This is a genomic window from Psychrobacter sp. NPDC078501 (genome assembly GCF_044900935.1).
Taxonomy (GTDB): Bacteria; Pseudomonadota; Gammaproteobacteria; order Pseudomonadales; family Moraxellaceae; genus Psychrobacter.
On the sequence record NZ_JBJDOS010000003.1, the window covers coordinates 127,603 to 151,663 of the forward strand.

Annotated in this window: 15 protein-coding genes; 8 read left to right on the forward strand and 7 right to left on the reverse strand. The window is 43.1% G+C overall.

The window, feature by feature from the left end; translation table 11 throughout:
- Window positions 1–62: 62 nt before the first annotated feature.
- Window positions 63–770, reverse strand: a complete 708-nt coding sequence (locus ACI2IW_RS06335) for an HAD family hydrolase (protein WP_404693067.1) — start codon at window positions 768–770, stop codon at window positions 63–65.
- 132 nt (window positions 771–902) lie between these two features.
- Window positions 903–1,913, reverse strand: a complete 1,011-nt coding sequence (locus ACI2IW_RS06340) for an RluA family pseudouridine synthase (protein ID WP_201548536.1) — start codon at window positions 1,911–1,913, stop codon at window positions 903–905.
- A gap of 1,187 nt (window positions 1,914–3,100) precedes the next feature.
- Between ACI2IW_RS06340 and ACI2IW_RS06345 the strand changes: the two genes are divergently transcribed.
- Complete coding sequence (locus tag ACI2IW_RS06345) at window positions 3,101–7,285, forward strand: Rne/Rng family ribonuclease (RefSeq protein WP_404693068.1); 4,185 nt, start codon at window positions 3,101–3,103, stop codon at window positions 7,283–7,285.
- Between the two features lie 116 nt (window positions 7,286–7,401).
- On the opposite strand, the gene ACI2IW_RS06350 is transcribed toward ACI2IW_RS06345, so the two are convergent.
- Entirely contained in the window at window positions 7,402–8,343 is a 942-nt protein-coding gene (locus tag ACI2IW_RS06350) for a DUF808 domain-containing protein (RefSeq protein ID WP_102090795.1), read from the reverse strand.
- Between the two features lie 477 nt (window positions 8,344–8,820).
- On the opposite strand from ACI2IW_RS06350, the gene ACI2IW_RS06355 reads away from it, so the two are divergent.
- The 5 genes from ACI2IW_RS06355 to ACI2IW_RS06375 all read left to right on the forward strand — a co-directional run bounded on the left by ACI2IW_RS06355 (window position 8,821) and on the right by ACI2IW_RS06375 (window position 14,671).
- Window positions 8,821–9,603, forward strand: a complete 783-nt coding sequence (locus tag ACI2IW_RS06355) for a DsbC family protein (protein ID WP_404693321.1) — start codon at window positions 8,821–8,823, stop codon at window positions 9,601–9,603.
- 374 nt (window positions 9,604–9,977) lie between these two features.
- Window positions 9,978–11,318 carry a homoserine dehydrogenase gene (locus ACI2IW_RS06360; protein WP_404693069.1) on the forward strand — a complete coding sequence of 447 codons (1,341 nt, stop codon included), beginning with the start codon at window positions 9,978–9,980 and terminating at the stop codon, window positions 11,316–11,318.
- 109 nt (window positions 11,319–11,427) lie between these two features.
- Window positions 11,428–12,609, forward strand: coding sequence for a thiolase family protein (locus ACI2IW_RS06365; RefSeq protein WP_404693070.1), 1,182 nt, complete (start codon window positions 11,428–11,430; stop codon window positions 12,607–12,609).
- A 399-nt stretch (window positions 12,610–13,008) separates the two neighbouring features.
- Complete coding sequence (locus ACI2IW_RS06370) at window positions 13,009–13,857, forward strand: DUF2382 domain-containing protein (protein ID WP_404693071.1); 849 nt, start codon at window positions 13,009–13,011, stop codon at window positions 13,855–13,857.
- Window positions 13,858–14,104: 247 nt separating this feature from the next.
- Window positions 14,105–14,671 carry a YsnF/AvaK domain-containing protein gene (locus ACI2IW_RS06375; protein WP_404693072.1) on the forward strand — a complete coding sequence of 189 codons (567 nt, stop codon included), beginning with the start codon at window positions 14,105–14,107 and terminating at the stop codon, window positions 14,669–14,671.
- A gap of 124 nt (window positions 14,672–14,795) precedes the next feature.
- Here ACI2IW_RS06375 and ACI2IW_RS06380 read toward each other — a convergent pair whose 3' ends face one another.
- Window positions 14,796–15,329 carry a hypothetical protein gene (locus tag ACI2IW_RS06380; RefSeq protein ID WP_404693073.1) on the reverse strand — a complete coding sequence of 178 codons (534 nt, stop codon included), beginning with the start codon at window positions 15,327–15,329 and terminating at the stop codon, window positions 14,796–14,798.
- 241 nt (window positions 15,330–15,570) lie between these two features.
- The gene (gene secA, locus ACI2IW_RS06385) at window positions 15,571–18,372 is read right to left on the reverse strand and encodes a preprotein translocase subunit SecA (RefSeq protein WP_102090801.1); all 2,802 of its coding nucleotides are present in this window, start codon (window positions 18,370–18,372) and stop codon (window positions 15,571–15,573) included.
- 455 nt (window positions 18,373–18,827) lie between these two features.
- Here secA and mutS point away from each other — a divergent pair, with 455 nt between their 5' ends.
- Both mutS and fdxA read left to right on the forward strand, forming a co-directional pair.
- A complete protein-coding gene (mutS, locus tag ACI2IW_RS06390) occupies window positions 18,828–21,941 on the forward strand; it encodes a DNA mismatch repair protein MutS (RefSeq protein WP_404693074.1) in 3,114 nt (1,037 codons plus the stop codon).
- A 206-nt stretch (window positions 21,942–22,147) separates the two neighbouring features.
- A complete protein-coding gene (gene fdxA, locus ACI2IW_RS06395; RefSeq protein ID WP_101205516.1) occupies window positions 22,148–22,471 on the forward strand; it encodes a ferredoxin FdxA in 324 nt (107 codons plus the stop codon).
- Between the two features lie 115 nt (window positions 22,472–22,586).
- Here the strand turns inward: fdxA and tfpZ are convergent, their stop codons facing one another.
- Window positions 22,587–23,309 carry a TfpX/TfpZ family type IV pilin accessory protein gene (tfpZ, locus tag ACI2IW_RS06400; protein WP_404693075.1) on the reverse strand — a complete coding sequence of 241 codons (723 nt, stop codon included), beginning with the start codon at window positions 23,307–23,309 and terminating at the stop codon, window positions 22,587–22,589.
- A 157-nt stretch (window positions 23,310–23,466) separates the two neighbouring features.
- On the reverse strand, window positions 23,467–23,952 hold the full coding sequence (locus ACI2IW_RS06405; protein WP_404693076.1) for a prepilin-type N-terminal cleavage/methylation domain-containing protein: 486 nt from the start codon (window positions 23,950–23,952) through the stop codon (window positions 23,467–23,469).
- Window positions 23,953–24,061: the final 109 nt, after the last annotated feature.

Here is a 24,061-nt window from a genome sequence, read left to right on the forward strand (position 1 = left end):
GTTTATTCACTCATTATTATCATCGGTGTGATATTAAAATAATAAGAATTATAAAAGTAGCTCTATCCGCATAGCAAAGCCGCTAGCGCTTGTGGAGTATCAACTTGATAGGTTGGGTTTTGTGCAGCAAGCTCTGCACTCGTTGCCGTACCATAGTTCACCGCTATACTGGTCATGCCTAATGCTGTTGCCATTTGAATATCATAGATACTATCGCCGATAAATACAGCATCAGAAACCTGCTGCTGCGTATAGTCCAAAATATCGGTCAACATCTGCGGAGCAGGTTTGGAGCCTGACTCATCAGCACAACGCGTAATCGCAAAATAATCATGGCTATCTGAGGCATCTAATACACGATCTAGCCCTTTTCTTTTTTTACCCGTTGCTACGGCGAGCGTTTTGCTCTGCTGCTGCAAAGTTTCTAACATATGCTCTATCGGCTCAAATAGCGGCGTACTGTGACTATTGGCAATATAGTACTCTGCATAGGTTTGCTGAATCTCAAGCAACTGCGCATCGTTTGCCTGCGGATATAAAATCTTAATCCCATTCATTAAGCTCAGACCAATGATATCTTTTACAGCTTTATCAGTCGTCTCAAACCCATGTGCTTCGCCAGCCACATGCATAGAATCAACAATCAGGCCGATTGAATCCATTAGCGTGCCGTCCCAATCAAAAATAATCAACGTTTTGTCAGACAGATTGTGTTCTACCGATAGTTGAGCATTTATGATGCGTTCTGAAGTTATAGCTGGTTTGGTCATGGATTTACCTTAATGAATATCAATAATAAATAGCAGATACTAAAACGTCACGGTGGCTTATTCGTAAAAATAAGATATCGTGACGTTTAGGAAAATACAAAATAGTTTGGCTTAAGAATTTATTTTGAAAAATTATTCAGGCAATTTCGTTGTTTCTGGTAACCAATCTGCCATATCGTCTGGCAATGGCGCAGTAATCGTCTTATAGCCTGGAATGTCTAAGCGCCATGCATGTAGACACAGACGATGGACGCCTGATTTATCATGGACGTTATATTTGTCATCACCCAAGATGGCATGACCAATATGCGCTAAATGCACACGGATTTGATGCGTGCGACCCGTCAATGGCTTGGCTTCAATTAAGCTGACTGGCTGACCATTAATCATAAAGCGATCATGGATAATGATATCAGTCTGGCTCTCTTTCGCTTGTGGGTCTTGGCTATCTACTTTCACTCGGCGCTCACCACTGGCAAGCGTGTAACGTAGCAATGGCGCATTGATACGCTGCTCATTAAGCGCAGGTTGTCCTTTGGCAAGACATAGATAGTGCTTTTGAATGGTCTTATCTACCAAATGCTGCTGCAACACTTTGAGCGTTGAGCGTTTTTTGGAAATCATCAGTAGCCCTGATGTGTCTTTATCGATGCGATGGATCAGCTCTAGGTATTTTTTACCCGTCACTTCACGCATGGCTTCGATAACCCCAAAGTCCAAGCCGCTACCGCCATGCACAGCGATACCAGAAGGCTTATTTAGCACTAGCAAACCGTCATCTTCATAGACCACACGAGCCAGCAAACTTTTGGCGAACTCGGTACTAATAATTGGTTTTTCGCGCGTTGCTAGCTCTACAGGAGCAATACGTACCACATCTTCACGCTGCACTCTATCGTGTGCTTTGCAGCGCTTATTATTGACGCGTATCTCGTCTGAGCGAATCATTTTGTAGATATGCGATTTTGGCAAACCTTTTAAACGGTTTAACAAAAAATTATCCAAACGCTGGTCGTGTTGATGGCGCGTTACTTCGAGGTAGTTCACCTTACCGAAGTTGCTAATCTCATCGTCAGCGCTTTGTGGGCGTGTTTTGCTATTAAAAATAGCAGGGGCTTCATGGGTAGTAGCGTCGTCAGTCATTTTTGAGTTTGTCATTTTTAGTTAGGTATTTACACAAAGATTTGCTATAGTTTAGCATGTTGAGCGACAATTAAGCAGAGGCGACAGCAATAATCATTGTTGTTACAAATAGTTGACCACCATTTTATTGCTTGTTAGTTTTCCACTACTTGCCAGTAAAGAGGTTGACACTATTTATCCTGCTGACCTGACACGTTTCATCTGATTTTAGGGCGCGTTATTTATTTAGAGGTACTACTTACCAAATATAGCCCTACAAATTAAAAATACTGTACTGAATGTTATTCGGTACCATAAAATAAATAGTGACACTAAATACCATCGCGTTAATCACTCTGATAATAAATCAGCTTATTAACCGATTACAACACAACACTGACTCACTAATTGCATGACAACGACCGTACTCGATAACCAATCATTATTTAATGACTATTTATCTGATGGTTCTTTATGCCAGCATAGTTGAGCAAGTATGGGTAGTTTAGCGTTAGGATCGAAAAGTATATCGATAGCTGCCTAAGTATTGGTGGTCAAACAGATGACGATAACAATGTAAATACGATACCACGCTGACAAGCTGGTCCATTACTCTGTTTGCCAAGTACGCCCCGCTGATAACAAAAGCTGCGACACCTAACCTTGAGACACCCAAGATATTATTGACGTTAGACAAAGAACGATAAACAAAGAGTAACCAATTGCTTCGCCTGAATAAACAACCGCTGAATGACGCCACTATATAGTAGCAATCATGACCGCGATATTATTGTTAGACTTTGATGGATGAATGGCAACAGCACCACGCCTTTTTAATATCAGTATTTTTTAGAACTGTAACTGACCCTCGCCCACGCTTACAACGTGCGCTGAAATCACTACCAATAGAACGTACTGAGAATAAGAGCGCTTTGACTCGCTGACCCAATCATATATGTACCAAGTTTACTAATGATAAAATATAAGTACCGTAGCCTTATACCCTATATTACTGATATTAACGTGAGCACCGCTCATTACTTCAGGTAAAAAGAAGCCATTGAAAAAGCCCATGTGCTTTATAAACCCACGATTTACGTTCTACCGTTAATGAACATCTACACACGCTAATCACAATATTAGCCACACTTGCCACTATGTCTTAAAGACTGTCTTATCGTTGTCATGCGTACTCATAGGATACAAATATGAAACGCATTTTGATCAACGCCACTCAAAACGAAGAGATTCGTGTCGCCTTATGTAAAGGCAACCATCTGTACGATTTCGACCTAGAAAACCGTACTCGCGAGCAAAAAAAATCTAATATCTATAAAGGTCATGTGACCCGTGTCGAGCCATCGCTCGAAGCAGTATTCGTCGAATACGGTTCTCAGCGTCAAGGATTTTTGCCAATTCGTGAAATCTCTGCTGAATACCTAAGCGGCAACCCACGCGACGAAAACATCAAAAAACTGATCAAAGAAGGCGACGAGCTAATCGTCCAAGTTGAAAAAGAAGAACGCGGCAACAAAGGCGCTGCCCTATCGACGTATGTGTCATTAGCAGGTCGCTACCTGGTATTAATGCCAAACAACCCTCGCGGTGGTGGTATCTCACGTCAAATTTCGGGCAAACTGCGCGAAGATATGAAGCGTATGCTGAGCAACCTTGATTTACCAAAAGGCATGAGTGTCATCATTCGTACTGCTGGTATTGGTAAAACTCAAGAAGATTTACAGCACGATTTAAATCACTTGCTCAACATTTGGCAAGCCATTCAAGAACAAAACCAAAAATATCCTTCACCGCGCTTGGTTCACCAAGAAGCGGGCGTTGTCACACGTGCTGTTCGTGATTATCTGCGTGATGATATTGCTGAGATTTGGATTGATAACGAAAACGCTTACATTGAAGCGGCTGGGTTTATCGATGCGGTAATGCCAAAACAAGCCGAAAAGCTACGCAAATATACCGATTATGAACCGATGTTTTCGCGCTTCAATATCGAAAAACAAATCGAAACTGCTTATCAGCGTGAAGTTCGTCTGCCATCAGGTGGTTCAATCGTTATTGACCAAACAGAAGCACTAGTCTCTATCGACATTAACTCAGCTAAGTCAACCAAAGGTTCAGACGTTGCTGAGACCGCTTACCATACCAACTTAGAAGCAGCCGATGAGATTGCTCGTCAGCTTCGTTTGCGTGATATGGGTGGTTTGATCGTTATTGATTTCATTGACATGAATGACAATAAGCACCAAAAAGAAGTAGAAAAACGTCTAATCGACGCGACCAAATATGACCGTGCGCGCGTTCAGTTCGGCGATATCTCTAAGTTTGGTCTAATGGAAATGAGCCGTCAGCGTCTACGTCCTTCGTTAGAAGAATCAACTGGCTATATCTGCCCACGTTGTCATGGCAACGGTATGATTCGTGACTTGCGTTCATTGTCGCTATCTATCATGCGTCAAATTGAGCAAATCGCTCTTAAAGAACGTCAAGGTGAAGTACAAGCTGAAGTCCCGACAGACATCGCTGCATTCTTATTAAATGAAAAGCGCGATAGCTTGGTTTATCTTGAGCAAGACAGTGGCACGCGTATCACTATTTTGCCACACGCGCATTTAGAATCACCAAACTTCAAGCTGCACTTCAACCGTGATGGCTTTGCACCATCGAGCTATGAGCGTATTACTGATACTCAGCAGCAAGAGCACAGTGACCTTGGCTACAACGTTGACTGGCAGACTGCTGAAAAAGAGCGTCCTGAACAGCAGCCTACTCGCCAGCCTCGTAAAACTGCAGATGATAAGCAGAGCCGCTCAAACACTCAACCAAATGCAGCTACGCAAGCACAGAACGATACGGTAAATCATAGCAATGATCGTCGTAATCATAAAAATACCAACGATGTGTCGCCTGCACATGCACCGCAAGCTAATAAAACCGCTAGTGTTGCCGCTCCAATAGCGCCGCAGACACAGAGTGTCGAAGCTACTGCTCAACCAAAAGCCGTTGCGTGGTTATCAAACCTATTTGCTCAAGCACCGCAAGCTACTACGACGCCTAGTGTCAGTAGCCGAGATGCCGCTGAAGCAATCGAAGCGCTAGTAAACACTGGCGCGCAAAGCTTAGGCTCGTTTGGTCAAATTGATAGCAATGCACTGAATAGTGCCGCTGCAACTGGTGAGCAGCCAACTCAACAAAGCAACAGTCAGAAAAACGACGGCCAACAGTCAGATAACAACGCTAATCGCCAACAGGCGCGTCGTAATGACAGCGATACTGACGACAGCAGCAATGAAGACAGAAGAAGACGTAAGCCGCGTAAGTCTAGATCTTCTAAGCCGCGTCAAAGAAAAGAGACAACTGACGAGACTGCTGGCAACGTAAACAGTAGCTCAGAAAGTGCTAACTCAAATAATGCTGATGACAAATCGTCTGATACTCAAGACCAAAGACAGCAAGACAAGCGCCAGAACGATAACAGACGCACGAACGATCGCAATCGTAATAACCGCCAAGATAGCAATCAACAGAGCAGCAATCGTAACGCAAGTGAGCGCAGTGATGCTGATAACGAAAACAGCTCTAAAGCAGATGAGCAAACTCGTACTAAGCGTAAATCGCATAGCCAACGCGGCTCACGCGGTAAGCTAGAGCGCGGTGAGACACTAACGGCTGACAACGTTAAGCAGGGCAAACAGCAGAACGCTAGAAACAATGATGCTGCCAGTAGCAAAAATCAACATAGTGCACGTCGCAATCAAGACCCTAACGAGGTCGTGCTACAGGTCAATGAAGCGCCAACTGAGCTAAAAGCGCCTGAAGTGGTTCATCTATCTTTAGATGATAGCAAATCCACACAGGCTAAAAATCAGCCTAGCGAGCAGCGAAGCGCAACAAATAACGTAGCAAAAGATGAGCGTTCAAACGAAACCGCTGCTCAAAAACCTACTGATAAGCATAGTAGCAATGAGCAGAATACTGGCAAGCAAAACACCAGTGCTCCGAATGCTGACAAGAAAAATGATAACGGAAAAAGTACGGTGGAAGTGAATGCTAATCAGGTAAATGATGATAAGCGTGCATCTACCGTACAAGCTAAGGTACAAAACGATGTACCTAAGCATGAGCAGGCTGCTGAAGAGAAAAAAGCACCTGTAGTTGTAGAAGCTCAATCGACCTCTACGAGTAACACCGAAAGTAAAGCGGAAGCTCCAACGTCGGTAACTACTGACGTAGAAGAAACTAAAGAAACTCAGACTCCAAAACAGCAGGAAACCAAGACTGCCGAAAATGTGAGTAAGAGTGATGAAGCTCAAAGTACTCAGGCTGACAGTAATAGTGCAAGCACAAGTAATGTGAATAACTCAGCACTTGAGCTAACTCATGAAGCACTATTTGGCGCACGTTACGTGACTGCTGAGAAATTCGGTCAAGCGAGTAACGATCCACGTGTAGTACTCGCTCAGCAAGCCGCTCAAGCGGACAAGCCAGCTGCTACTAATGTGCCAGCAATACGCGGCACGGTTGGTGAGTTTATTCGTGCCACGCTACCAGAGGCGCAAACGCGCTTAGCAGAAGAAGGCATTATCAACTGCTTTATCGCGACTATTGCGTTGCATAATGAGCAATCTCAGAGTACTGATAACAGTTCTAATGCTGCTAGCCAGAGCTTTGACTTTAGCAATTATGGCTATCAACCATTGGCTGCCGACTACCTTGCACGCTTTGAAGCGATGACCCGAGCGGTCAGTCAATTCGCAGCCGCGCAAGGTAAGACAGACGTTGAGCCACGTGCTATCACTAAGCGTGCTAGCAATGATCCACGCGGTCAGCACCCTGATTATCAGGAACCAGCCGTATTGAGCGTAGCTGCTGAACAAGTAAGTGACGCGGAACCAGCTATCACTGAGCAAGCCGATAGCGAATTCGATGCGCATGACGTTGAAGCAACTGCCCTCGCCAATCAGACACAGACAGAAAACGTCAGTGCTGATAGTGAGCAATTGCTAGAAGTCGAGCGTGCTCAGTCAGAAGCTAAGGATGCAGAAGTCGAAATTCCTGTAGAGCAAACTGTCAATGAGGTAGAAGATGCTGCAGAAAACATAGCTGCAGAGACTGAGCAGACGATTGACTCGGCAGTAGAAGAATCTACTAAAGAGGCTAGCAAAGAAGACAGTCAGGCAGCTAAGTCTAAGACGACCATAGCCAGCTATAAAAACATGATCGAAAATGTGGCTGAGCAATTGCTACCACAGACCGGTATGTTCAATCTGACTACGCCAAAAGTACCAAAGGCGCGCAGTCGTAAGCCTAAGACGGAGCATAAGAAGCCGACGCAGGCTGAAAAGCTCGCATCTGATGATGTAGACAGCGACAGCTAGTCATATAAGCTCAAATGTAAAAGCCCCAAAGCTATTCGTAGCTATGGGGCTTTTTATTTTGATACAGTCAAACTTACTTGCTAATTCAAACGAGAGACAATAGAAAGCAGATAAGCTTAATGTGCAGAAGACGCTGTGTCATCTTTACCACGCATTTTACCAATAGTAGTAACAATAGCTACCACAATAGCACCAACAATCAGTCCGACCAATCCATTTAACAATGACGCGGTTAACCCTTCAAATACCCCAGTAAGATGGGCAATGTCTTCTACACTGTGATGCAAAAAGCCGATACCGTGCACGATAATACCGCCGCCCACCAAGAACATCGCAATCGTGCCCGCTATGGATAAAAACTTCATAAGCTTTGGCGCAGCTGCAAGCATAAACTCGCCAAACTTGCGCTTACTATCACCTGCTTGTGAGTTTTCAATCAAATGCAGACCCGCATCATCAATCTTTACGATGCCTGCAACTAAGCCGTAAATACCGACGGTCACGACAGCAGCCACTATCGAAAGTACGATGCCCTTTTGGACAATATCACCACCAGCTGCTGTAATTGCGCCTAAAGAGATAACAATAATCTCAGCTGATAAGATAAAGTCTGTACGTATGGCACCTTTGATTTTGTCCTTTTCAAACGCGACCAAATCTACCGACTCATCTGCGTTGGCTTTTAAACGAGCATTTTGCTCTTCATCATGAGGCAACAACTTCGGCCAAAACTTGTGAATGACCTTCTCAGCTCCTTCATAACTCAGATATAACCCTCCGATCATCAATAGCGGAGTAATCAACCACGGTATAAAATAACTGATCAATAGTGCCGCTGGTACTAAAATCACCTTGTTCACGGCAGAGCCTTTGGCAACTGCCCAAATGACGGGGAGCTCACGATTTGGCTTAACCCCTGTGACCTGCTCGGCATTGAGTGCTAAATCATCACCAACTAAGCCCGCGGTTTTTTTGGCGGCAACTTTGGTCATGACGCTCACATCATCCATTAAGACGCTGATGTCATCGAGTAAGGTTAATAAACTGGCACCTGCCATGTGTGCTCCTTAAAGCAAATTTGTTAAAGTAAGTCGTTCTCAAATGGTTTATACAACGCATTTTATATAGATTTTTATAGAAACAATGCGATTAGCCCTAGACTACAAGTTCAAGCAACTATGTTAAATAGCACAAATGTATCTTATTTTTTGAATTTATGTTGATAGCCATTCTTTAAAGTTGGCTCTACTGATACTTCTTGGCTGCCTTCCCTTTGCTATTATTTGGCATAAATATGGTAATATGCAGGCTATTACTGCCTATCTTTTATTATCAATAAGTTATAAAAACTTCTTCAATGTTAGACCTTTAAAACACTGCCAAGACACATTACTATATAGAAAAGTTTATAGCGTTTTTTATAACGAACTCATGATTAGGCGCGACGCCTATAGGAAACCCATATGCCGTTCCCCACTATCAAAAATACCACCTTGCGTAATCCTCTTTCTCGTACCGTTCTATCTCGTTTTGTGATGAGTGCGCTGTTAGTTGGTATCGCTGCTGGCTGCTCAAACAATGCCGCTGATGCAACTAGCAATACCAGTGTTGTAAACGCTGCACAGACAAATGCCACTGCTACTAAGCCTTCAGCTGGTAATGATGCAACCGTGGTGAAGGCGTTACAGGCGAACCTAAAAAGCTCTGGTATCGAGGAAACTATCGTTTCAGCTGTACCGACAGATATGGATGGTATTTATTGGGTGACCGCTGAAGGTCTACCTTCTTTCTTTACTGATAAAGCTGGCAAGCATATTATTCAAGGTCAGATCATTGCTGTGGGTGGTGCCGCTCCAGTTGATATCAGTGCTGCCCTAGTTGCTACGACAGCACAAGAAGCGCTAAAAGCCGTCGATAAAAAAGACATGGTGATTTATCCAGCAAAAGGTGAAACCAAAGCCGTTATTTATGCCTTTACCGATGCAGATTGTGGCTACTGTCGCAAACTACATTCAGAAATGGATGATATCAATGCACGCGGTATCGAGGTTCGTTATCTGGCATGGCCACGCAGTCAAGAGTCTGTACCAAAGATGGAAGCGATCTGGTGTAGTCAGGATCGTAAAGCTGCAATGGATCAAGCAAAAATCGGTGCCAATGTACAAGGCCCTAGCTGTGCCAACCCTGTGCAAGAACATATGGCTCTAGGCTCAAGACTTGGTGTGCGCGGTACGCCGGCGGTGTTTACCGAAACAGGACAACAAGTAGGCGGCTACTTACCTGCAGCAGAATTGGCACAAGCAGTAGGCGCTAACTAATACTGGTAACCAAGCATAAATGACATATACATATGCCAAACAAGATTGAAGCTACCGCTTTTTTATAATCGTAAGCTGATATAACCTTGATGACGTTGTCTTTATAACATTGGCTTTTATGGTATTAGCCTTTAGAACATTGCTCTTTATGAGATTGTATAGACGTCACAATGCCTTGTCGGTATGATACGATAAAGCGCGATGCAAAATGAGCAACACCCTTTTTATTTGAGCTTTTTTTATTCAACTATGATGAAGTAGATAGGCAGGCAGTACTAGACAATGCGCACAGACGTTATGTTTGATGTCGCAGACTCATTTGACACTGTCATCGCTTATACTGACTTCATTATATTTAACCTCTTGAGGATACTGTGAGTAATTCCATCAAACTAGCGATACTTGGTCTGGGCACCGTCGGAACGGGCGTGATCAATCTGATCAATGACAATTTAAATGAGCTAAAACGCCGTAGCGGACGCGACATTATTATTACTGAAGTCGGTACGCGTCGTCAGCGTGATGATATTGATACCAATATCATGCAAAACAGCGATCTGATGGCAATTGCCGCAAGCGACAATGTCGATATTGTTATCGAAGTGATTGGTGGTACTACCTTAGCCAAAGACGTCATTATGCAGGCTATTAAAAACGGCAAGCATGTGGTTACGGCAAACAAGGCTCTACTCGCTGAGCACGGTAATGAGATTTTTGCTTTCGCTGAAGAAAACAATGTACACGTTGCTTATGAAGCAGCGGTTGCAGGCGGTATTCCGATTATCAAGGTAATGCGTGAAGCACTTGCCGCCAACAAAATCGACTGGCTCGCGGGTATCATAAACGGTACTGGCAACTTTATTATGACCGAAATGCGTGATAAGGGTCGTCCTTTTGCCGACGTATTAAGCGAAGCGCAAGAGTTAGGTTACGCAGAAGCAGATCCTACTTTTGATGTTGAAGGTATTGATGCCGCTCACAAATTAGCTCTACTCGCCTCTATCGCTTTCGGTATTCCGTTACAATTTGATAAAGTCTACTGTGAAGGTATCACTGATATTACTCTACAAGACGTGAACTATGCCGAAGAGCTTGGCTACCGTATCAAGCATTTAGGGTTTGCCGTACGCCGCGATAGTAAAAATGATGGTGATGCAGGGGTTGAATTACGCGTACACCCGACACTTATTCCACAAGATGCGCTATTGGCGAACGTCAATGGGGTGAAGAACGCAGTACTGGTCAACTCACATCCACTTGGTCAGACTCTCTATTGCGGCGATGGTGCTGGTGCTGGTGCAACTGCTTCTGCAGTGATGGCCGATGTCATGGATTTGGTTCGTGTACTGGGTAGTAAAGACCGCGACGATCAGAGCAACGCTGGACATCATGTCCCGCATTTAGCATTTATCCCTGACCAGCTATCAGACACGCCTATATTGCGCGCTGATCAGATGGTAACTGGCTATTATTTGCGTGTGCATGCTTATGATAGCCCAGGTGTATTGGCAGATATCACGCGCATCCTAAGTGATGCCGGTATCAATATTGATGCAATCTTGCAAAAGCCTGCGCATAAAGTAGGTCAAGTGCCGGTGATTATTCTGACGCTACCTGTGGTCGAGAGTCAGATGAATCTTGCTATCGAAAAAATTGAAAAGTTAGAGACCATTACTGATAAAGTGGTACGCATACGATTAGATGAGCTAGCATAAACCACATACTGAAGAAGACAGATGCTTATAATATAAGCAAAAGCTAGCCAATCGGCATCTGATTTCTTGGTAGATACTTAATCAAAACACACAACAAGGAATAATAACGATGTCAAATGATGCAATTGTAATTCTAAACGGCGCACGTACACCAATGGGTGGCTTTCAAGGCGCACTAAAAGACATGAGTGCTACCGAGCTGGGCGCCGCCGCTATCAAAGCTGCCGTCGAACGCTCAGGTGTTAGCGCTGACAGTGTCGATGAAGTCATTATGGGTTGTATCTTGACGGCAGGTCTGGGTCAAGGCCCTGCTCGTCAAGCCATGCGCAAAGCAGGTCTACCGGATGCGACTGGTGCTGTCACAATCAATAAACTTTGTGGTTCAGGCCTAAAAGCGGTCATGCAAGCGCATGATGGTATCAAAGCGGGCAGCTTCAACGTCGCTGTTGCAGGTGGCATGGAGTCAATGACCAATGCACCGTATATCATGCCAGGTTCACGTGGCGGCTATCGTATGGGTCACAAAGAAGTCAAAGACCATATGTTCTTAGATGGCCTAGAAGATGCTGATACTGGTAAGCTTATGGGTATGTTTGCTCAAGAAATGGCTGATGAAAAAGGCTATACACGCGAGCAAATGGATGAATTTGCTATTGAGTCATTGAACCGTGCGCTGACTGCTATCAAAGACAACCACTTCAAAGATGAGATTGAGCCTGTTACGTTTGCAACGCGCAAAGGCGAGCAAACTGTTGATACCGATGAGCAACCTGCCCTTGCTAATGCTGATCGCATTCCTACTCTACGTCCAGCATTTGCTAAAAACGGTACGATTACTGCCGCAAACGCTAGCTCAATCTCAGACGGTGCTGCAGCCGTCGTAGTAATGAAAGAGTCACAAGCGAAAGCTGAAGGCCTTGATTATCAAGCTCGCATTGTTGCTACTGCCTCAAACTCACGTCACCCAAGCGAATTTACTATTGCGCCAATCGGTGCCATTGAAAAAGTACTATCAAGTGCTGGTTGGTCAGTAGATGATGTAGATCTATGGGAAATCAATGAAGCCTTTGCGATGGTTACTATGGCTGCGATCGACGAGTTAAAACTTGACCATGCCAAAGTAAATATCGAAGGCGGTGCATGTGCCCTTGGCCATCCAGTAGGCTGTTCAGGTGCTCGTATTCTAATTACGCTTATCAACTCTCTAAAACGTACTGGCGGCAAAAAAGGTGTCGCAACGCTATGTATCGGTGGTGGTGAAGCGGTAGCTGTTGCTATTGAACTTGCTTAAATAAAGCAGGTCTAACTGACTTAAAGTAAGTTAGCTAAATAATACTTAGATAATTATTGTTTATTGAGGAACCGCATTGCTAATGGTAATGCGGTTTTTTTTGTGTCTCCTTTCTTTCGATGAATGTTGAATATTACTCTGTGTAAAGTCTCGTTAACTTCTACCCCCTCCTATGTTATGCCACTTACAGCCTATTACACGCAATTACTGCAAGCGCACACTTTGCTACCTTGCTCATATATCTCATCAAAAATCACGGTGTTAGGATAGCTACAAGTTGATAGGGAAGCTACTCATTTAGCTTACCGTTAACTGTAATAGATATGGTTTTACTAAAAATTAATAACAACATCAACCATTACATTATAAAAAATAAACTCGCGAAAAAGGAATATAACAATGAGTCAACTAATCCGTTTAAAAGATATTCAAGCCACTCATCAAGATTTAATTGGTGATGACTATTATGATCCAACGCACAAAACTGCTTACGGTATTAACGAAGAAAAAATTGGTAAGATTGAAGGTGCCTTAGTAGAAGACACCACTGGTCGTATTCGTTACTTAATCGTAGACGCAGGTGGCTGGTTTAGCTCAAAAGAAGTACTGGTACCAGCAGGTTTAGCCCGTATCGTTGGTGATGATGTCTTCTTTGATAGCTTGACTAAAACACAAGTAGAAGCCATGGAAGTATACGATCACGATTACCAGTACAGCTACAAAGAGCAGTATGAAAGAGATCGTCAAGCGTTTAACGCCGATACACTCCCTGTAGAAGATCGCGTTGATATTGCAGATCACTCGTATGACGCACCAAATACGTTAGAGCTATTAGAAGAGCGTCTGACGGTAAATAAAGACCGTATCGTTGCTGGTCTAGTAAAAGTAGGTAAGCATGTCGTCACTGAAGAGCGCAATGTCGATGTAGACTTAGAAGAAGAACATGCCAATATTCAACGTACTAGCGTAGATCGTCCAACAGACCGTCGTATTGGTGACCTCGATGCTACCGAAACAGTTGAAGTTGAACTACAAGCTGAACGTGCTCGTGTCAGCAAAGAAACCTATGTTTCTGAAGAAGTAAACGTTGGCAAGACGACCGATCATCACACTGAAACTTTAATTGAGACCATTCAACGCGAAGAGCTAGATGTTGATGGAGACGGCAACGTGGTTGACCGTGAAGGTAACTTAGTAGACCGTGATGGTATCACAGCAGAAGATGTACGCCGTGCTCGTGGCATGTAATATGCTAATACGTCATAGTTTAACGACGTAAGCTTCCTATACCGTCAGTTAAATATGATGATAGTAAGTAGCTAAGCTCATATGTTTAGCCATTAAGATCAGAGCATGTCTCTGGTCTTTTTTGTATTCATAACATGAGCGAATGGTTTATAGTATTCAATGTAGCTAGTTAATATATGTGGTTAATTAACATATAACGTTTGAAATTATTAGAAATTCATCATTTTATAATTATAAAGGAATAATAATGACTACTGAAAATGGAAACAGCCTTTACCAAGATAACTTGGATAAGGAACAAAATATCTCAACGAAGCAGACGAACAATACTATCAATGTTGGACATTTAGAGCTATTAGAAGAACGTCCTGTGATTAACAAAGAACGCTTGGATGTGGGTAAAGTAACCGTCACCAAGCATTCACGTACTAAAACTATCGAAGTGCCAATTGAATTAGTAGAAGAATATATCACCATTCGTACTGAGTACCATGACGCAGAGAGCCAAGACTTACTCTCTGGTAATTACGATGACAAAGACATACTGCGCCACGTTGAGCCTTCTTTGGATAGCAAAGCTGTAGTGACCATTAACGGTAAGCAAATAGAAATTGGCGATGAACCAATTGATATTGTGCTATCTCGCCAAGTGGCTACCATTACCAAAGATACCTACGCTATTCAGGACATCGAAATCAATAAGAGCACTCATGTACATACTGACAGCATTCAAGTAGAGCTCAAGCATGAAGAGTTAGATGTGACTGAAGAAGGTCTATTAGCTCATGGTTCTGATACAACTCCGTTAAAATAAGCGCTTATAGTTTAACCACTACGAACTTGTATGATTGATAAAGATTATTTCACAAAATAAAAAAGCAACGCTATCTTAGCGTTGCTTTTTTAATGCCTATCACTTACTAAATATTGAAGACAAATTACGAAGCTTCATTACACTCGAATGTATTAACATTTGACTCATCTGCACCCGCAGTACGCATGACGCCAGTTTTACGAGCTTCATGCCCTACGCGCCATTGTGTGAACCCTTGACCACCATCAATTGCGGTCGCCACTTCAAACACTTCAGGATTACTACCTTCATTGGTCTGGTTCAACGTTACTGTACCCATGTCGGTTGCGACAACAACTTGATTGGCATCTTCTTTATAAGTCGCCTCAACTTTTAGTTCAGGTGTACATAGATATGACATTTGCATCACACCGCTGTTTACTGAAGCGGTGGTATCACCTTCTACTTCGTTAAGTGAAGCGTCTTCGGTATCGACGACGACATCACTAGGTTCAGCAGGCTCCGCTGACATTGGAACAGACTCTTCTGCATTAGCACCCTCTTCCATGCCCGACTCCGGCTCTGATTGTTGCTGACAAGCACTGACCGTCAAGGCGCCAGCCAACAAACCTGATAAAACTACTGAGCTGCGTACTTTTTTTAAGAATTCTACACTCATGACACTCTCCCAAATAAATATGTTAAACACTATAGCGTGTCCATAAATTCACGCCTATGCTGAATTTGTAAGTAATCAATACAAAGTGTTTGTTGGTCTTAGTCTAGCAAGTTTTAAGTTTGCATAAGTTATCTAACAGATATGAAAAAGCCCCTATCTACTTAAGATAAGGGCTTTTTCAGGTAAAGGCTGTCTCTAATAGCAGTTCAGTAAATAGCTAATAACTTGCTATGATTAACGACTAGATTTTACCATGACACTGCTTGTACTTAAGACCTGAGCCACAAGGACACGCTGCATTACGGCTGATATTCATACCTGCATATGGGTTTGGTTCATTAGCATTACTACCGTTACCTGCTATAGCAGCACCAACGCCAGCTGCCGCAGCACCGCTGTTTAGAGTGCGGCTTTGTGGTTGCGGCTGAGCAGCTGAACCACTCGCATTGCTATCCAAATTATCTACATCGTCATGCTCAAACTGCATTTGCATATGGGCAGCGTTCTCACGTTGCTGAATTTCTAATGCTTCCAGTTCTTCCTTGGTTGGGATATGAACACGTGACAAATCTTGTACTGTTTCAGACTTAATCGCACCCAGCATCATCTGGAACAATTCAAACGACTCACGCTTATATTCCTGCTCAGGGTTTTTCTGTGCATAACCACGCAAATGAATCCCTTTACGTAGCTGATCCATTTGCGTTAAGTGCTCTTTCCAATGCTTATCTAGACTCTGTAGCATGAAATGACGCTCAAGCTGAGCGGCGTCTTTTTCACCCATCTGCTCACGGCGACTATGATAACGATCTATCGCCGTTTGAACGATTTTCTCACGCAGCCCTTCTTCATCCAGACGACGATCTTCATCCAACCAATCGTTAATCGGCATCGAGATTTTGAATTCGTCTTCTAACTCATCTTCTAAGCCGTCAATATTCCACTGGTCATCAATAGATCCAGGCGGAATAAACTGATTGATCATCGCGTTATATACTTCATGATGCATCACTTCGATGGCTTCTAATAAGTCCATTTCTGCTAATAAATCATCACGCTGACCATAGATAACTTTACGCTGCTCGTTGGCAACATCATCATACTTCAATAGATTTTTACGGGCATCAAAATCGCGACTCTCAACTTTGCCTTGGGCGTTTTCGATCGATTTAGAGACCATTTTATGTTCGATAGCTTCATCTTCTTTGAGGCCCATCGCACGCATCATATTGACCACGCGATCGCCTGCGAAGATACGCATCAGATCATCTTCGAGCGATAAGAAAAAGCGTGACATGCCAGGGTCACCCTGACGACCAGCACGACCACGTAGCTGGTTATCGATACGACGTGACTCATGGCGCTCAGAGCCGATGATATGTAAACCACCAGCTGCTACAACTTGGTCATGTTTGACTTGCCATTGAGATTTTAGACGCTGCATCTCTTCTGGACTCACCGCATCGATATCTTCGATAAACGACTGCCAGTTACCACCAAGGATAATATCCGTACCACGGCCTGCCATGTTGGTGGCGATTGTGACTGACTTTGGGCTACCTGCCTGTGCAATAATTTCTGCTTCACGCTCATGCTGCTTGGCGTTTAGAACGTTGTGCTTAACGCCTTCTTGGTCAAGCAAGTAAGACAACTCTTCACTGGCCTCAATTGTCGCCGTACCAACCAGTACTGGCGCGCCTTTGGCTTGAATTTCTTTAATTTCGCGAATGATGCCTTTGTATTTGCCTAACTTAGTTAAGAAAATCTGGTCATCCATATCGATACGAGCAATTGGCTCATGCGTTGGAATGACAATGACATCTAGATCGTAAGTAGATTTGAACTCAGCAGCTTCGGTATCAGCGGTACCCGTCATACCAGACAATTTGTCATATAGACGGAAGTAGTTCTGGAAGGTCGTTGTGGCAAGCGTTTGGTTTTCTGCTTGGATCTCAACGTTTTCTTTCGCTTCTACTGCTTGATGCAAGCCTTCTGACCAACGACGACCAGGCATGGTACGACCTGTATTTTCATCAACGATGACCACTTCGCCTTCATCGACGATATAGTGAACGTTTTTGACAAATACGTGATGCGCACGAATGGCCGCTTGAACGTGAGCCAAAAGTGGCAAACGACTTGGGCTATATAAGCTTTCATTTTCACCCAGCTCGCCCACTTCGATTAAGAAGCGCTCGATTTTTTCATAGCCTTTTTCGCTGATCTCAATCTGGCGATTCTTTTCATCAATCCAGAAGTCTTCTTCTTCGTTATTCTTGTTCGCTTCTTCATCTTTTGAACGGATTAGCACAGGAATAATCGTATTAATCAGTGCATACATGCGTGATGAATCTTCAGCTTGCCCTGAAATAATAAGTGGCGTACGAGCCTCATCAATCAAGATTGAGTCAATTTCATCGATAATACAAAAGTTTAACGGGCGCTGTTTTTTCTCAGCAAGACTAAAGACCATATTATCGCGTAGATAATCGAAGCCGTACTCGTTATTGGTACCATAGGTAATGTCGGCTTGATAAGCTTCGATTTTTTCTTGTGGCGGCTGCTGTGAGTAAATCACACCAACAGTCATACCTAAAAACCCAAACAACGGACGGTTTAGCTCAGCATCACGTGCAGCCAAATAATCGTTGACCGTGACCAGATGAACCCCTTTACCGCTGATCGCATTTAGGTACATGGCCAAGGTTCCCATTAGGGTCTTACCTTCACCAGTTTTCATCTCAGCGATTTTACCTTCATGCAAGGTGATACCACCAATCAGCTGCACGTCGTAGTGACGCATGCCGTTGACACGTAATGATGCTTCGCGGCAGACAGCAAACGCCTCTGGCAATAATGCATCTAAGCTTTCGCCTTTTTGATGTCTGGCTTTAAATTCTTCAGTTTTTTGTTGTAGTTGCTCATCAGACAGGGCTTGTATTTCAGCCTCTCGTGCGTTGATCTTGCTGACCACTTTACGCATGCGTTTTAATTCGCGGTCATTTTTGGTGCCAACCACACTGCCTATAATCTTTGATAACATAATTTTTTGACCTATGGAATATTCGATAATTAGTGCGCATTAGCCAAAGCTTAGCTCTCTGCCTTGTCATCACCCGACTAAGTACTACCTAATTTAGTATCGCCCAATTAAGTGTGCCGTCATTATATATGGTTATGACGCTGATGGATACAAGGGCAGCGAGTAGATATTTGCCACAGTAAAAACCTAGTAGGACGTGTTAAAATAGCGAATACCTTCTTAAATTTCTTAGCTTTTTTAGCGACTTTATTTGTTTGTCGCGGTTTGATTTTTATACGTTTGCTACCACTGCATCTTGGCTCAAAATTTGTCGTGGAGCCATTTATCTACAAGTGACTAGCTTCTCAATAAAGCCAAAGCTATCTATCAAATTCGTACATAAGACAAATAACCCTTTAGTATCTCTATTACAAAATACTTATTAACACTCATTAAAGCACTATAAGAGACTCTGCATGACCGTAAAACCATCTGTACAAAATCAGTCGTCAACGCCTAATTCATCAGAAAAACCCTTATCAAAACAAGAGACCTCTGACTGCTTAAGTATAGGCGATACCGTCTATAACCTAGCAGACCATACACCGATGATGGTGCAATATCTAACCATGAAAGCCAACTATCCACAAGCATTGCTCTTGTACCGGATGGGTGACTTTTACGAGCTGTTCTTTGATGATGCTAAGCGAGCGGCGCAAATATTAGATATCACACTGACGCGCCGTGGTACGGATAAGGCAGGCAACACGATAGCCATGGCAGGTGTGCCGTTTCATGCAGCCGATAGCTATATGGCACGCTTGATCGCTGCTGGTCAGACAGTGGTCGTATGCGAACAAATTGACGAATCAACAACTGGTAGTGCTAGCAATAAGTCCAATGTCCCTGCAATGGGCGACAAGCAAAAGAAAGACAAAAGTAAATCTGCTGCTGGTAGCATCATGCGCCGCGAAGTGGTCAAAACACTTACAGCTGGGACCATCACCGATGACGCATTGATTGCACCCAATCATACGCCGACTGTGGTTGCCATCGATATAGCGACTATGAAAACGCAAGACCATAGCCAGACGTTACAAGCAGCCGTTAGCCAGATAGATTTGGCTGCAGGTACACTGACTACCCAGACATTGATAGCAGATAAAAACGATATAGATGGTCTGCAAACTCAAATGCTTACTGTATTAGCACGTTTTGCGCCTAGTGAATGTATCATTAGTGAAGCGCTTATTGATAGCGTTGGCGACAGCATTGGAAGCAATGATACAGAGTGGCTACTGTGGTTACGACAAAATCTGGACTGCCCTATTATAGAAGTCGCTGCCAATGACTTTCATCGTGAGCATGCCAGTGACACGCTTTGTCAGCAGTTCGAAGTCCAGCATCTCGATGGGTTGGGCATTCATGAGGCTCCACTTGCGCAAACCAGCTGCGCTGCGCTTATCCACTATGCGCGTCAAACTCAGCAACGCCATGTACCACAAGTGAACCAACTCATTATCGAGTATAGTGATGACTACCTAATTATCGATGCCAATAGCCAACAAAATCTCGAGCTATTTACGCCTGTTAGTAGCAACGGCACTTCTTTGATATCCGTGCTGAATCACTGTCAGACTCCAATGGGTAAACGCCTACTTGTGCAGCAAATGAAGCGTCCACTGCGTCAGCATTCACGTATCAATATGCGTCTAGATGCGATAACTTGTTTGCTAAACTCAAAGAGTGACCCAATTGAATCAAACCAAGATGTAAAAGATAGCTTACTGGTTACACGTGTGCGAGAGACGCTGAATACCATTGGCGATATCGAACGAATCAGCAGTCGAATCGGGCTAATGAGTGCCAAACCTCGTGACTTACGCAAGCTTGTCGATGGTATCGCTAGTAGCGCACAGCTTACTACTCTATTGATAGAATCCGGTATCAGCCATGAAGACGCGGGCTTATTACCAATGCTGATACAGCAATTACCAGCTCAGTTACCTGCTGTTCAATCCATCGCCGAATTAATCGAGCGCGCTATTGTCATTGAACCGCCTGCTCATATCCGTGATGGCGGAATGCTAGCGGCGGGCTTTGATGAAGAGTTTGATCGTCTTACCCATTTGCATGACAATATCCAATCGACGCTAGACGAGATGGTAGAGCGCTCACGTCAAGACAACCAACTACCGAGTCTAAAAGTCGGCTTTAATAAAGTTAGCGGCTTCTATTTTGAATTGCCTAAGATGCAAGCAAAGAATGCCCCTCCTCACTTTATCCGTCGACAAACGCTTAAAAGCAGCGAGCGCTTTATCACTGATGAGCTCAAGGAAGTCGAGACAGAATATCTAAGTGCCCAGTCCTTGGCGTTAGCTCGTGAAAAGCAGCTGTATCAAGAGCTACTCACTCAATTAAACCAACATTTGGCTGATCTACAACAGCTTAGCGCGGCCATTGCCCAATTAGATGTGCTAAGCAATTGGGCCCAGCTTGCCATGACGTATAACTGGCAGCGCCCAATCATGGGTCTACATACAAAAGACCAAAGCGAATCACTAGCCAAGAGTCAAACCAACATTGATATTCGTCAAGGTCGTCATGTTGTGGTTGAAGCGGCATTGAATCAAACGAATGCGAAAAGCAGGAACAGTAATTCACTAAGTACAAACCACTTTGTCGCCAATGACTGCGAATTAGGTAGCGCCAATGCTGATGAAGGACACCCAGAAAGATTACTTCTGATTACTGGCCCTAATATGGGTGGCAAATCTACCTATATGCGCCAAACGGCTTTGATAGTCCTACTCGCTCATTGCGGCAGCTTTGTACCAGCTGAGCATGCGAATATTGGTGATATCGACCGCATTTTTACTCGTATTGGTTCAGCTGATGACTTGGCAGGTGGCAAATCGACCTTTATGGTAGAGATGATTGAGACGGCCAATATCTTAAATCAAGCTACCAATAAATCACTGGTATTAATGGACGAAGTCGGCCGCGGCACTGCCACTACTGATGGTCTTGCCATTGCTCATGCCTGTGTCAATCGCCTAGTCGAGATTGGCTGCCTGACATTATTTGCCACTCACTATTTTGAACTGACACAATTGACGAATGATATTGGCAAGCATCATACTGATATCCGTAATGTCCATGTAGCAGCCAGTGAAGTCGATGGTCAATTATTGCTATTGCATCAAATTAAAGATGGCGCAGCGAGTTCTAGCTTTGGGCTGCATGTTGCAAAAATGGCTGGTATTCCCACCCAAGTGCTAGAAGATGCTAAGCGCTATTTAGCAGACAACTTACAGTTAGACCATTTAACCGTAGATAGAGCAAGACCTATTGATGATAAAAATGAATTAGCTAAGTCAGTAAAGGATAAACGGCAAGAGAGTTATAATGATGCTACTCTCAATCAAGAAGTAAGTCATACTGCTCAAGCGGCAGACATAATGGACAATTCAAAACAAAATCAGCTATTTAGCCTACAAGATGAACTAAATATAATTGATCCTGATAGCTTAACACCTAAGCAAGCGCATGATTTACTTTATCATTTAAAGAAAATCATTAGTCATTAAAGGGAATTGTCAAAGCGTAGTAAAGGCGCTAAAATACGCTTTATTTTCCAACTATTCTATGTAGCCCTTATAGTTGATTTAATTTGAAAGAATTGCACTGCAGCTGAGCGCAGAGGTAGAAATAATACTTCAGGCAAGGCTGACACAGTAGTTCTTTTGAAAGAGATTGACTATATCAGCCAATCCAATAACAGGTAGACCTCACTATGACCTTTGTCGTTACAGATAACTGCATTCTTTGCAAATACACCGACTGTGTAGAAGTCTGTCCTGTGGACTGCTTTTATGAAGGCCCAAACTTCCTAGTCATCGATCCTGATGAATGCATCGACTGCGCGCTATGCGAGCCTGAATGTCCTGCCAATGCGATCTTCTCAGAAGATGAAGTACCGAAAGACCAAGAAATGTTTACTCAGCTAAATGAAGAGTTGGCGCAAAAATGGCCGAATATCACCGAGATGAAAGGGCAAATGCCAGAAGCTGAGAAATGGGATGGCGTGGAAGGTAAGATTCAGTATTTAGAGAGGTAGCTGATTCGACAAATTTAACTTAAGTTTTTAAAAGAGCCAAACATCATGTTTGGCTCTTTTAGTATTTATTGTGAGGTGAAATCATAATGATATAACTAGGTACGCTATTTCAAATTTATTCCCAAGGACGTAAATCTACTATCTGTAATGGCGTTCCCGAAACATCTAATAAAACAACCATATCAACCTTGCTTGCTTTTAAACCTAAATAGATTCTTGCATTAGGATATTGGTCTACTGTATTCAAAACTACTGATTTCGAATTATAATTATTGAGCTCAGATATTGATTCAGAATTTTTTATAATTTGTTTCTTTGCTTCTGTAATATTGATATAACGCTCTGGTCGTTGAGCCAGTGATATATTACCCAGCACCTCATCAAACATATTCTGTTCTCTCTCAGAGCTATCCTCAGCAATTTTTACGGCTACGTACTTAGGCCCCAGTAGACTGGGGTAATAATATTCGTCATCTACACTAACATCAAGCATTTCATTATTTCTTATTAGCTCGAAGCGATTACCGTTAAACGCCATCCAGACTGGTCTACCCTCAGCTAAGCTGTATATACCATAACTCAATGCCGATATCTGTAACAGTATTATGACCATCAAATCAAAACTTAATGATTCCTTATGTGCCTTATATACGATAAGCCCTAATATCGGTCCTACGATCACATCTGTCGCTAGCATAATAAGTACAATATGGGTAACACCAGTGGCTTTAGCTAAAGGTGCTGGATACCATACAGTAAATATCCAGCCCAAAACTATAGTAGCGACAATCAAAGAAGCAATCAAATGCTTTATAAAAAACTTAATACGTGGTGACATACTTCCACCTTAATAAAACCTAATAAAATAGATCTAATTGCTTTTCATCAAGTAGCTATGGCTTGATGATGAATAACAATCAGAGCTAACTATAATTTAGAGCAAAAAAAAAGACTGGCAAACCAGTCTTTTTTTATTAATCTAACTTACTAATATGTTAGTAAGTACCTTGACACGAACCAGGTAAGTACTTAGCCGGAATAGTCGTACCATCAGCTGGTAAACCACAACGCCATCCTGCAATAGTTTTACCACCGTCTGTTGTACCAACTAAAGCCGTAGTACCTGTCTGAATAGGTAAGAGTGTTAATGTATTCGTTGTAGACGTTAAAGCAGTCAATTTTGCTTCATCAGCTACAACAGAAATTTTACCATTAGCATTCACCGAACCACTCTTGACATATTTAGTAGGACTAAAAGCACAAGCAGTAGGTAGTACTGTACTTATATTTACCGCTGGAGATGATTGAACTGTTTCTGTAATAGTAGTACGACAAGAAGATGCTGCTAATACGACTTCCGAAACTTTAGCTTTTACTGTGTAATCTTGATAAGCAGGTAATGCAACTGCAGCCAAGATACCAATAATAGCGATAACGATCATTAGTTCGATTAGGGTAAAACCTTTTTGAGCAGTGTTCATAAGAACTCCTTTTGAGGTAATAAGAAGATAGCTTAATTGCCAGCTTATTTTCAGTTATATAATTCATTTACTTCTTAACCTAAATGAAGCACTTATCGTGCCAATTCAG

What these genes read in the sequence shown, in the direction of transcription:
- ACI2IW_RS06380 (WP_404693073.1), bottom strand. Translation starts at nt 15,329, where the DNA reads ATGAGTGTAGAATTCTTAAAAAAAGTACGCAGCTCAGTAGTTTTATCA.
- secA (WP_102090801.1), bottom strand. Translation starts at nt 18,372, where the DNA reads ATGTTATCAAAGATTATAGGCAGTGTGGTTGGCACCAAAAATGACCGC.
- ACI2IW_RS06405 (WP_404693076.1), bottom strand. Translation starts at nt 23,952, where the DNA reads ATGAACACTGCTCAAAAAGGTTTTACCCTAATCGAACTAATGATCGTT.
- ACI2IW_RS06350 (WP_102090795.1), bottom strand. Translation starts at nt 8,343, where the DNA reads ATGGCAGGTGCCAGTTTATTAACCTTACTCGATGACATCAGCGTCTTA.
- ACI2IW_RS06345 (WP_404693068.1), top strand. Translation starts at nt 3,101, where the DNA reads ATGAAACGCATTTTGATCAACGCCACTCAAAACGAAGAGATTCGTGTC.
- ACI2IW_RS06355 (WP_404693321.1), top strand. Translation starts at nt 8,821, where the DNA reads ATGAGTGCGCTGTTAGTTGGTATCGCTGCTGGCTGCTCAAACAATGCC.
- tfpZ (WP_404693075.1), bottom strand. Translation starts at nt 23,309, where the DNA reads ATGTCACCACGTATTAAGTTTTTTATAAAGCATTTGATTGCTTCTTTG.
- ACI2IW_RS06365 (WP_404693070.1), top strand. Translation starts at nt 11,428, where the DNA reads ATGTCAAATGATGCAATTGTAATTCTAAACGGCGCACGTACACCAATG.
- ACI2IW_RS06375 (WP_404693072.1), top strand. Translation starts at nt 14,105, where the DNA reads ATGACTACTGAAAATGGAAACAGCCTTTACCAAGATAACTTGGATAAG.
- mutS (WP_404693074.1), top strand. Translation starts at nt 18,828, where the DNA reads ATGACCGTAAAACCATCTGTACAAAATCAGTCGTCAACGCCTAATTCA.
- fdxA (WP_101205516.1), top strand. Translation starts at nt 22,148, where the DNA reads ATGACCTTTGTCGTTACAGATAACTGCATTCTTTGCAAATACACCGAC.
- ACI2IW_RS06370 (WP_404693071.1), top strand. Translation starts at nt 13,009, where the DNA reads ATGAGTCAACTAATCCGTTTAAAAGATATTCAAGCCACTCATCAAGAT.
- ACI2IW_RS06335 (WP_404693067.1), bottom strand. Translation starts at nt 770, where the DNA reads ATGACCAAACCAGCTATAACTTCAGAACGCATCATAAATGCTCAACTA.
- ACI2IW_RS06340 (WP_201548536.1), bottom strand. Translation starts at nt 1,913, where the DNA reads ATGACTGACGACGCTACTACCCATGAAGCCCCTGCTATTTTTAATAGC.